Annotated in this window: 3 protein-coding genes and 1 pseudogene; 2 read left to right on the top strand and 2 right to left on the bottom strand. The window is 78.7% G+C overall.

The window, feature by feature from the left end; all coding sequences use genetic code 11:
* Positions 1-45: 45 nt before the first annotated feature.
* Both BJP40_RS07005 and BJP40_RS07000 read left to right on the top strand, forming a co-directional pair.
* Positions 46-717 (top strand): annotated as a pseudogene (locus BJP40_RS07005) (B12-binding domain-containing protein); the annotation flags it as partial.
* Positions 718-948: 231 nt separating this feature from the next.
* Complete coding sequence (locus BJP40_RS07000) at positions 949-1,392, top strand: hypothetical protein (RefSeq protein ID WP_071269465.1); 444 nt, start codon at positions 949-951, stop codon at positions 1,390-1,392.
* A gap of 566 nt (positions 1,393-1,958) precedes the next feature.
* Here the strand turns inward: BJP40_RS07000 and BJP40_RS06995 are convergent.
* A complete protein-coding gene (locus tag BJP40_RS06995; RefSeq protein WP_071269464.1) occupies positions 1,959-2,594 on the bottom strand; it encodes a sigma-70 family RNA polymerase sigma factor in 636 nt (211 codons plus the stop codon).
* A 381-nt stretch (positions 2,595-2,975) separates the two neighbouring features.
* Positions 2,976-4,349 (bottom strand): deoxyribodipyrimidine photo-lyase, encoded by a 1,374-nt coding sequence (locus tag BJP40_RS06990; protein WP_071279502.1) that lies wholly within the window; start codon positions 4,347-4,349, stop codon positions 2,976-2,978.
* Between the last annotated feature and the right edge of the window lie 267 nt (positions 4,350-4,616).

Genomic DNA, 4,616 nt, shown 5'->3' with positions numbered 1-4,616 from the left:
GGGTTCACGTAGACCTTCGCGCCGGCGTACGGGTTGTCGACCTTGCTGCCGCTCGGCGACGTGCGCCAGGAGTGCCGCGGCCTCGCCCGCGCCGCACTGCGCCTCGACAGCACCGCCCTGGACGACCTGCTGCACCGGCTCGTGGCGGAACACGGCCTCGTCGACGCCTGGCAGGAGGTCATGATGCCGACGCTGCACGCGGTGGGCCGCAAGTGGGAGACGTCGGGAGACCGTTACGTGGAGGTCGAGCACCTGCTGTCCTGGCACGTCTCCAGCGCCCTGCGGCAGGTCGTCGCGTCCGCACCGGTACGGGCCGCCGTCCCGCCCGTGCTGCTGGCCTGCGTGCCCGCCGAGCAGCACACCCTGCCGCTGGAGGCCCTCGCCGCCGCGCTCGCGGAGCGCGGCCTGCCGGTGCGGATGTTCGGCGCCGCCGTGCCCCCCGAGGCGCTGGACTCGGCCGTCAGGCGCACCGGTCCGGTCGCCGTGGTGCTGTGGTCACAGGCCCGGTCCACCGCGAGCCGCGCCCTGGCGCGGCACCTGGCCGGGCACGCCTTCGGCGTGAAGGGCGCGCGGACCCGGCCGCTGGTGCTGCTGGCCGGCCCCGGCTGGGCGGGGCAGACGCTGGAGGCGGGCATGGTGCGACCCGTCGGGCTCCAGGACGCCACGGACACACTGTGCCGCCTGTACGAACCGCTCGTGCGGGCCCCGTCGGCCTGACACCGCCGTCCCGCGCCGCCGGAAGGGCGCGGACCCCAACGGGCATCCCGAGCCGGTGCTGCCGCCCTTCGCGGCGTGAGCGGGCCCCGGCGGCGTCCCGGGGGCGCGCCGCCCGGTCCTGCCGGTGTCCGGAAATCGGCGCCGCTGCGCCGACAGGGTGACGCCACCGCATCCCACCGGGTCCGCGCGGGCGAAAGGAGTACGCGCCGGGCACAGCGGAGGGAGCGGCACGTGGGAGACGGACACCTCGATCCGGCCATCCTGGGCGCGATCGCCGCAGGGCTGCGGCCCCCTGCCGGTTACGGACCGGTGGAGCGGCGCCACCTCGGCGGCTGCCCGTCCTGCGCCGCGGAACTGGCCGCCCTCCGCCGGATCGCCGCGGGCCCCGCGTACCCGGCGCCGCCGGAGCGCGTGTGGTCGGGGATCGTCGGCGAGCTGGCCCGCCCCCTTCCGGCCCTGCCGGAGCCCGCGGGGCCGGGTGCGGGTCCCGGACGTTCACGGGCCCCCCTCCTTGCCGGCCCCTACCTGACCGGCGCGGTGTGCCTGGCCGCGGGGGTGGTCCTGGGCGCCGGCGCGCTCGCCGCGGCCCGCCGGTTCCTCCGGCCGCAGGCATCGCCGCGGAGCCCCGCGCCGGGGCGGAGCCCGGGCGACCGGGCCCGCCGCCCCCGCGGCTGACGGGCACCCCGGGGCGAGCACGGGCGGCACCGGCCCGCGCGAGCGCCGCAGCCCGGTACGTGCGGGGGCTCGCCCGGGCGGATGCATGCGGCGGGCGCGTTTCGGATCGCCGGTGGGCGCGGCTCGTCCCCTGCCGCCTCCCGCGGCTCCGGACCCCGCCGTACACACCGCCGCGTCCCCCGCGTGGAGGCGAAGGGCCTGCGGGTCGGCGCCCGCGAGCAGCGCGCCGGGCGAAGGAGGTGGCGGCACAGGCGGCACGGGTGGGGGCGCGCCCGGTACGGGGTGCTGCGGCTCGGTCCCGCGCAGGCCGGCACGGCGCCGGCACAGCCGGTGGGTCAGGCGCAGCCAGTGGGTGAGGGCACCGGGCGAGGCGGGCCGAGGGCGACGACCGGTACGGACCGGCGGTGCAGGGACCGGGGTCGGGCCGGTGCCGCGGCGTCGACGGGCCCGCGAACGCGCCCCGGCACGTGCGCGAAGAGGCCCGCCGGGATCGCTCCCGCGGGCTTCCGCGTCGGCCAGCCCCGCCGTCCCGCCCCTCTCGGGCGGGCGGGGCGGCGGGGCGGGCTCTACCCGGCCTGCCGGGCGGGTTCCCGCCCGGACTCCAGGCTCTGCCGGAGCCTCTGGAGGCCGCGCCGCGCATGGCTCTTCACGGTGCCGAGCGGCAGGCCCGTCCGCCGGGCGATCTGGGTCTGCGTCAGGTCCGCGAAGAACGCCAGGGCGAGCACGTCCCGCTGCACGCGCGGAAGCCGCTCCAGCTCGTCGGTCAGCAGGACGTGGTCCACGACCCGGTCGGTGTCGTTCGGCGCGGTCGCGGAGCCGGGCAGTACCGCCCCGGCCGCGGCGACGAGTTCGAGGCGCCGGGTGCGGGCCGAGAGCGCGTCGGCGATCTTCCTGCGGGTGATGCCGACCAGCCACCCCGGAAGGGCGCCGCGTTCGGGCCGGTATCCGGCGCGGCCGTGCCACGCCGCGAGGAAGACCTGCTGGGTGACGTCCTCGGCTTCCCGGGCGTCGCCGAGCGTGCGGGTGGCGAGGGCCAGGACGAGACCGCCCCAGCGCTCGTAGGCGAGGGCGAGGCAGCGTTCGTCGCCCCGTGCGAGCCCTTCGCCGATCGCCGCGTCGGACACGGCGCCGCGGGCCGCCACCTCCTGCGCCGACCCGGCGGGCGCCGGGGCGTTGCGGTCCGTGCTTCGTGGTGCCGTCATGGCGACTGCTCCTCCCGCCGGTACGGACCGGCCGGTGGTCCGGGCGTCCCCCTCAGACCGAGGGCCGAGCGCCCCGGGAGCCTCGATGGGTGCCCCCGGCTCGCCCAGACTCGGGCGACCGCGGCGCGTCGATCCACTCGCATCGATCGTGCGTCGTCTTCTGGCCGGGGGGCGCGCGCGGCTGCGGGTCCGGGCGGGGCCGGCGGCGCGCACCCGGGCGGGGGCACGAGGCCGGGCCGGGGCACGGGGTCAGGCGGCGGGGGCACGGGGTCGGTCATCGCGGCTCGCCTCCCGGTCGGGTCGTGTGCGTCGTCTCCAGGTACGGCCGCGGCCCCCTCCGAGTGCGGGCGCAGATGTGCACGGATGCGGCCGTGCGTCCGGCTAGATCCGGCCGCGGGCCTCCCGGAAGCGCGCGAGGCCCGCGGCCAGGTCCACCACGGGGTCGGGGTAGTCGAGGGCGGCCCGCTCGGGCCCCGCCAGCTTCCAGGGCTCGTGCACGGCGGCTCCGGAAACGCCCGCGAGCTCCGGGACCCAGCGGCGCACGTAGTCCCCGTCGGGGTCGTGGCGCCTGCCCTGGAGCACCGGGTTCAGCACGCGGTGGGGGCGGGTGTCGGTGCCGGTGCCGGCCACCCACTGCCAGTTCAGCTGGTTGTTGGCGATGTCGCCGTCCACCAGCAGGCCGAGGAAGTGGCGCGCGCCCTCCCGCCAGTCGACGTACAGCGTCTTGGTCAGGAAGGACGCGGTGAGCAGCCGGCCCCGGTTGTGCATCCAGCCCTCGTGGGCGAGCTGCCGCATGGCGGCGTCGACCACCGGGTAGCCGGTGCGGCCCTCCTGCCAGGCCCGCAGGTCCGCCTCCGCCTGCGGGCCACGGCGCCAGCGGTCGCCCCTCGGGCGGTAGTCGGCGCGGGACGCGTCGGGCCGCGCGTGCAGCACCTGGTGGTGGAAGTCCCGCCAGCACAGCTGCCGCACGAACGCCTCCGCTCCCGGCCCGCCCCGCCCGCGCGCCCGGTGCACCGCCTCCACCGCCGACACCGCGCCGAAGTGGAGGTACGGCGACAGCCGGGAGGTGGCGTCGCCCGCCAGGTCGTCGTGCCGCTCCTCGTAGGCGTCGCCGTGCCGGTCGAGCCACCGCGTCAGCAGGCGGCGGCCCTCCGTCTCGCCGCCGGGCGCGAGGCCCTCCGACACGGCGGCGACGGAGGAGCGGGAGGGAAGGTCGTCGGACCGCACGTCGGCGGGGACCCGCACGGCCCGGGGCGGCGCCAGCGGGGCGCGCACCGCCTCGCGGGTCCAGCGCCGGTGGTACGGGGTGAACACGGCGAAGTGATCGGATCCGGCCGGGGTGACCGCCCCGGCGGGCACGGCCGTGACCACCCCGTCGTGCACGTGGAGCCTGCGCCCGTCGGCCTCGAGGGCGTGCCCGAGCCGTTCCTCGCGGTCCCGGGCGAACCGGCTGTACCCGGCGGCGAGGTGCACGTCGCCCGCATCCGTCCGCCGGGCCACGTCGAGGACCTCCGCCACGGGGTCGCCCGCCCGGACGACGAGCCGCCCGCCGCGCCGCCGCAGACCCGCATCCAGGTCGGTGAGGCAGTCCGCGAGGAACGCGGTCCGGTTGGGCGCCGCGAAGCCCGCACGGTCGACTGCGGGGTCCCGGACGAACAGGGGCACCACCTCGTCGGCGGACGCGAGTGCGGCCCTCAACGGCGGGTGGTCGTGGAGGCGGAGGTCCGAGGTGAAGAGGACGACCGAGGTGTTCATGGCACTACTCCGACGTTCGTGGCACGGCCGGTGCGGTCGCCCCGCCGCGCCGGGGGCGGCCCGCGGCGTGCTCCGCGATGCGCTCTGGCGCTGCTGCCGCTTCCGCGTCCGCCGACGGGCCGGATGCGGCGCGCCGTCGCGTCACCGGACCGGGGGACGGGGGGCAGCGCCCGGGCCGCCCCGGGATGCGCGCCGGCTCGCGGCGGATGCGGTGCGCCTCCGCGTGCGGCGGGCTCGCGGGCGGTGCGCTGCGCCGCCGCCTGCGGG

The organism is Streptomyces sp. CC53, from assembly GCF_001865245.1.
GTDB lineage: Bacteria > Actinomycetota > Actinomycetes > Streptomycetales > Streptomycetaceae > Streptomyces.
Note: the sequence above shows the minus strand (reverse complement) of the source record. Positions and strands in the feature narration are given on the sequence as shown.